This window comes from Shewanella sp. 10N.286.45.A1 (genome assembly GCF_041470405.1).
Taxonomy (GTDB): Bacteria; Pseudomonadota; Gammaproteobacteria; order Enterobacterales; family Shewanellaceae; genus Shewanella.
In genome coordinates this window covers 1-4358 of the sequence record NZ_JBFRMK010000328.1, presented here as the reverse complement: position 1 = coordinate 4358, position 4358 = coordinate 1, and the positions used below count along the sequence as shown (strand labels likewise).

Here is a 4358-nt window from a genome sequence, read left to right as displayed (position 1 = left end):
CATTTCAATTTAATCTGTAATCAAGTTCTTGCTTAGTTCGCTTCCCCTTGACTACGGAATGGCATTCTACCGATTTACTCTGCATAGTCAATCGAGAAAAATGCTTTTTATAACTGTTTGACGTTAAAAGCATCAAAGATAACGTTTTTTGTTCTTATTGATCGTTAGTTGCACAATATCAATGCCCTGCTTTGTTATTAAGTGCTTCTAAATAATACTAGCGTGCAAAATTGTTGTTCTGGTAAAGACACACATACTCAAATAGTGTGTGCAATTTTATTTATATGATTTCAAAATCGCTGCTTTTATCGGGCGGAATGGTTTCAACATTCTGCTAAACGACTTTGAGCGTGCGGGATCCAATATTGTCCCTTTGTAATGCTGGCAATTTCATGTCGGTCATAGAGCTATGCAGGAGGCCTAGGGCTGTTGTACTCCATTGAGTGACTCAACTGACCTAAACTAACTATGAGCTTGCTAAGGATTCTCTTGACGAACTAAGCCACTATTGAAAACTTAACTTAGCGGAAAATAAAAAACGCCTCTATAAAGAGGCGTTTTTAAAAGTATTAACTCTAACCAGATTTAACCAAGTGGTAATGACTGGTAGTTAAGACCCAACATTTTTTGCATCACGCCAACGACCTGGCAGCTATAGCCAAATTCATTGTCGTACCAAACATAAAGAATAGTACGGTTACCGTCAGCAATAGTTGCTTGAGAATCAACAACACCTGCATAGCGAGAACCAACCAAATCACTAGACACGATCTCTGTAGACTCAGTAAAGTCGATTTGATTTTGCAGTTCAGACTGCAGCGCCATATCTTTTAGGTATTCATTCATCTCATGCTTATTAGTTTCACCATTAAGGTTTAAGCTAATAATTGCCATTGAAACGTTTGGCGTAGGAACGCGAATCGCATTACCTGTTAACTTACCTTCAAGCACTGGTAATGCTTTAGAAACGGCTTTAGCTGCGCCAGTTTCAGTAATTACCATGTTTAAAGGCGCACTACGACCGCGACGATCAGCAGAGTGGTAGTTATCGATAAGGTTTTGGTCATTGGTGTAAGAGTGAATAGTCTCTACGTGACCATTAACAATGCCATATTTATCATTAACCGCTTTAAGTACCGGAGTAATGGCGTTAGTAGTACAGCTTGCTGCAGATACAATCGTATCTTCGTCAAGAATGTCAGACTCGTTAACACCATAAACGATGTTCTTAATTGCGCCTTTTGCTGGAGCAGTTAACAGTACTTTAGTTGCGCCCTTTGATTTAAGGTGCAGCCCAAGTCCAGCTTCATCTTTCCATATACCCGTGTTATCTACCACTAGTGCGTTAGATATACCGTACTTTGTGTAATCAACTTCATCTGGAGAGTTTGCGTAGATGACTTGAATATAAGTACCGTTAGCAATGATTGCATTGTTCTCTTCGTCAACTTCTACAGAACCATTGAATGGTCCATGCACTGAGTCACGACGAAGTAGGCTTGCACGTTTTTCTAGGTCGCCCTTACGGCCGCCACGAAGTACGATAGCACGCAGTCTAAGCTTGTTGCTCACACCCGTTCTTTCAATTAACAAGCGAGCTAGAAGACGTCCGATACGGCCAAAACCGTAAAGAACAACATCTCTTGCTTCTTCAGTATCTTCTTGAGTGATTGCGGCTGACAATTCGCTGCTCATATAAGCTTCGATTTGGCTCGCGTCTTTATATTCACGCCAGTAATTAACAGCCAGCTTACCAATATCAACTTTGCACTGTTTTACCGCTAACTTGCTTAAAGCTTCGATAAATGGAAAGCTTTCACGTAGTCTTAGTTTGTCACCGACATGACGGCGCACTAAACGGTGTGATTTAATGATTTCGATGGTAGAAGCGTTAAGTAAAGGTTTACCGTATACGACAACCTCTACACCTTGGTTACGATATAATTTACCAAGTAAAGGCTGCATAGCCTCTGCCATTTCGAAACGTTCTTGCCAGCTTTGTAGGTGTTTATCAGCGCTCATTAACAGATCCTTTATCTCACTTTTCTGATTTTCTATCAGAAATGTTTGAGTAACAAAAAGAAAAGACCAATAATCTAGGTTATGTAGGGTGTCTTTCCCCGTTTGGTCGGCGCTATTGTAATGAAAACTGGCCTTTCAGGCTAGTCAGATATTTTATATAACGATGTAATTTAATTAGATAAAAATGCGCATGGAGCCTATTTTGAGTAGAAAATTTGTAATGTTTACATCACTTCTTGGAATTACGGCCTTTATTGGACTATTTGGCTGCGAACCGACCTCAAATACGCAGAAGATCTGTAACAAAAATCCTGAACTTTGTTCAGATCTACACAAAGATAGTTGGTGTAGATTCGAAAAAGGCGACCTAATTCGCAATCGATACCTATTAAAGATGACAGAACAGCCGACAGGCGAGCAGTTATTCGACCAATTATTGTACTTAGAAGATTACAATAAATGTATTGAACTCGCTGCAGGCGTACAGCATATTTTGCATCCAGAGCGCACTAACGATCGTGCCCGAGCCTTTGGCTTAAGCTCGCAAACATTGGCACAGTTACAGGAAACAACCAAAAACAGTCTGGATCCACATTTGGCCTATTACCATTGGTCTAGGTTTAACGATACAGAAGCTGGCAAAGTGCTCTTTGCCGCTGAAAAAAATGGATTGATTAAAGATTTTAGACTTAAAGCACAGCTCGCAGCCCATTTTTTGAAAAGCAATCCGAACAAAGCTAAACGGTTGTACGCGGCAACGCTATCTAGCGCCGACAAAGATTCATTTGACCCAGATTGGTTGTTAGCTTTAGCTACCCTCTATAGAAATGAACATCGTCCCGAGATGCATTACTTACTGTCAAAAACCAATATCATCATGACAGATGCTAATTTTGTTGAGGAACAGATGTTAGCGATGATCCAAGGTAATAAAATATTGCAGGAAAAGTTAGATAAAGAAGCTGAAAATTTGGCTAATGTACTAGAATCTGGAATGTATGCTCAAAGTAAGCTAAAAATCGTCTTGGAGCAGGACTTAGATCAAGCAATTAATTAATAAGGCTCGTGTAATTTGTATTCGGCAATATGTTTGCCAACTTACAATAATTTTCTTCATTTAGTAGAAAAATAGCCCAATACGCGATCCATGTAAAAAAATTACCTAATTTGTTAAGGGAATCGCCGCTATTTGGACGATATTGCTTGACGGTAGCTGTCAGTTTGGTAATTTTACTACCAGATTCTATTTAAACTTTTACCTGAGGGATATGAGATGACTATCCGAGTTGCAATTAACGGCTATGGCCGTATCGGCCGCAATGTTCTACGTGCTCTATATGAAAGCGAAAAGAACTACCCTATCAAGATTGTTGCGTTAAATGATCTAGGCGACGCTTCAATCAACGCTCACCTAACAAAATATGATTCTGTTCACGGACGCTTTAATGCAAAAGTAGAACACGCTGATGATGCTATTTTTGTTAACGAAGATAAGATCCTTACATTCCAAGAACGTGACCCATCGAAACTTCCATGGGATGAGCTAGACGTAGACGTTGTTTTCGAATGTACAGGTATTTTCACTTCTAAAGAGTCTGTACAACCACACTTAACAGCCGGCGCAAAGAAAGTAATCATCTCTGCACCAGGTAAAAATGTTGATGCAACGGTTGTTTACGGTGTTAACAATGACGAAATTACTAGCGATATGACTGTAATTTCTAATGCTTCTTGTACAACTAACTGTTTAGCACCATTTGCTAAGCCGCTAAATGACGAGATTGGTATTGAATCAGGTCTAATGACAACGATTCATGCTTACACCAACGATCAGCGTTTATCAGACGTTTACCACACAGATTTACGCCGCGCTCGTGCAGCTGCAATGTCAATGATCCCAACACGCACAGGCGCAGCTGCTGCAGTTGGCTTAGTTGTCCCAGAACTTGCTGGCAAGTTTGATGGTTTAGCAGTACGTGTACCAACAGTAAACGTATCACTTGTTGATCTTTCTTTCGTAGCCGCTCGTGATACCACGGTTGAAGAGATTAACGCTATCATTGAAAAAGCAGCGTCTGTTGCTCCACTAAGTGAAGTGCTAGCTGTAAACCATGAACCTTTGGTTTCTATCGACTTTAACCATAACCCATACTCTTCAAACTTTGATGCGACTCAAACTCGCGTTAATGGTCGTCTAGTTAAAGTTATGGCTTGGTATGATAACGAATGGGGTTTCAGTAACCGCATGCTAGACAACGCTGTTGCGTTAATGTCTGCAAAGTAATTAGCTAACTGCTTAGATTTAAAAGCCCAGCAATGCTGTAATGCCGGTCAGT

At 40.3% G+C, this 4358-nt stretch carries 3 protein-coding genes; 2 read left to right on the top strand and 1 reads right to left on the bottom strand.

What is annotated here, in order from left to right; translation table 11 throughout:
- Positions 1-585 precede the first annotated feature (585 nt).
- The gene (locus AB4238_RS20390; RefSeq protein WP_220738477.1) at positions 586-2022 is read right to left on the bottom strand and encodes a glyceraldehyde-3-phosphate dehydrogenase; all 1437 of its coding nucleotides are present in this window, start codon (positions 2020-2022) and stop codon (positions 586-588) included.
- A 202-nt stretch (positions 2023-2224) separates the two neighbouring features.
- Between AB4238_RS20390 and AB4238_RS20385 the strand changes: the two genes are divergently transcribed.
- On the top strand, positions 2225-3079 hold the full coding sequence (locus AB4238_RS20385) for a DUF2989 domain-containing protein (protein WP_372035240.1): 855 nt from the start codon (positions 2225-2227) through the stop codon (positions 3077-3079).
- 216 nt (positions 3080-3295) lie between these two features.
- Entirely contained in the window at positions 3296-4306 is a 1011-nt protein-coding gene (gene gap / locus AB4238_RS20380; protein WP_371995025.1) for a type I glyceraldehyde-3-phosphate dehydrogenase, read from the top strand.
- The last annotated feature ends 52 nt before the right edge of the window (positions 4307-4358 follow it).

What these genes read in the sequence shown, in the direction of transcription:
- AB4238_RS20390 (WP_220738477.1), bottom strand. Translation starts at nt 2,022, where the DNA reads ATGAGCGCTGATAAACACCTACAAAGCTGGCAAGAACGTTTCGAAATG.
- gap (WP_371995025.1), top strand. Translation starts at nt 3,296, where the DNA reads ATGACTATCCGAGTTGCAATTAACGGCTATGGCCGTATCGGCCGCAAT.